The following is a 1247-nucleotide window of genomic DNA, read 5'->3' on the forward strand; positions in this document are numbered from 1 at the left end:
CGAATATTAATGTATTTAATAAAACATGACAACCGTGGGATTTTCCGGATGTAAGATAAAAAAAGGTATAAAAGTCACAGTTAATTCTTGACAAGTTTAGTTAGGTTTGATAGAATATAATAGTTGTCGCAAGAGACGAGGGTCTTGAAGCGATAAGCTAGACCATTGAAAACTGAATAAAGAAGAATGACTCATGTGATGTAGTAAGATACATCAAAAATCTGTCAATCAATAATGAAAGACAAGCCAGTCACTAAGGTGACTTAAATACTTTATTTGAGAGTTTGATCCTGGCTCAGGACGAACGCTGGCGGCGTGCCTAATACATGCAAGTTGAGCGCTGAAGGTTGGTACTTGTACCGACTGGATGAGCAGCGAACGGGTGAGTAACGCGTGGGGAATCTGCCTTTGAGCGGGGGACAACATTTGGAAACGAATGCTAATACCGCATAAAAACTTTAAACACAAGTTTTAAGTTTGAAAGATGCAATTGCATCACTCAAAGATGATCCCGCGTTGTATTAGCTAGTTGGTGAGGTAAAGGCTCACCAAGGCGATGATACATAGCCGACCTGAGAGGGTGATCGGCCACATTGGGACTGAGACACGGCCCAAACTCCTACGGGAGGCAGCAGTAGGGAATCTTCGGCAATGGACGAAAGTCTGACCGAGCAACGCCGCGTGAGTGAAGAAGGTTTTCGGATCGTAAAACTCTGTTGGTAGAGAAGAACGTTGGTGAGAGTGGAAAGCTCATCAAGTGACGGTAACTACCCAGAAAGGGACGGCTAACTACGTGCCAGCAGCCGCGGTAATACGTAGGTCCCGAGCGTTGTCCGGATTTATTGGGCGTAAAGCGAGCGCAGGTGGTTTATTAAGTCTGGTGTAAAAGGCAGTGGCTCAACCATTGTATGCATTGGAAACTGGTAGACTTGAGTGCAGGAGAGGAGAGTGGAATTCCATGTGTAGCGGTGAAATGCGTAGATATATGGAGGAACACCGGTGGCGAAAGCGGCTCTCTGGCCTGTAACTGACACTGAGGCTCGAAAGCGTGGGGAGCAAACAGGATTAGATACCCTGGTAGTCCACGCCGTAAACGATGAGTGCTAGATGTAGGGAGCTATAAGTTCTCTGTATCGCAGCTAACGCAATAAGCACTCCGCCTGGGGAGTACGACCGCAAGGTTGAAACTCAAAGGAATTGACGGGGGCCCGCACAAGCGGTGTGGCCGTGTCCGCGATCCCGGGCAC

General features: G+C 47.4%; 1 rRNA gene. It reads left to right on the forward strand.

What is annotated here, in order from left to right:
* Positions 1–272 precede the first annotated feature (272 nt).
* Positions 273–1247, forward strand: a 16S ribosomal RNA gene (locus AB0912_RS35895); the annotation flags it as partial.

It is taken from the genome of Streptomyces sp. NPDC007084, from assembly GCF_040703595.1.
GTDB lineage: Bacteria > Actinomycetota > Actinomycetes > Streptomycetales > Streptomycetaceae > Streptomyces.